Here is a 355-nt window from a genome sequence, read left to right on the forward strand (position 1 = left end):
CATTGGGAGTTGAATTTGGGCAGTTTAAGAGTTAGGGGGGCACTGTGTGAATATCATTGATCTGCAGCTTCACGGAGCCAAGCTGATTGAACCAGTGGTACACGGCGATCATAGAGGTTTCTTTATGGAAAGCTATCATGAAGAACGTTATCAACAAGCAGGGATTAACACTACTTTTATTCAAGATAATCATTCTTTGTCTCAAGAGGCTGGCGTCGTCCGTGGTTTGCACTATCAGCTCCCGCCTAAAGAACAGAGTAAGCTTGTCCGTGTGTTGAGCGGAGCTATTTATGATGTTATTCTCGATATTCGTCAATCATCTCCAACCTATGGTCAATGGGCAGGGGTCATTTTA

General features: G+C 43.9%; 1 protein-coding gene. It reads left to right on the forward strand.

Features of this window, described 5'->3' with window-relative positions:
* Positions 1 to 46: 46 nt before the first annotated feature.
* A partial coding sequence (locus tag RCF13_RS13595) for a dTDP-4-dehydrorhamnose 3,5-epimerase family protein (protein ID WP_308141251.1) occupies positions 47 to 355 on the forward strand: 309 nt, incomplete at its 3' end.

The organism is Stenotrophomonas maltophilia group sp. RNC7 (genome assembly GCF_030910085.1).
GTDB classification, from domain to species: Bacteria; Pseudomonadota; Gammaproteobacteria; order Xanthomonadales; family Xanthomonadaceae; genus Stenotrophomonas; species Stenotrophomonas sepilia.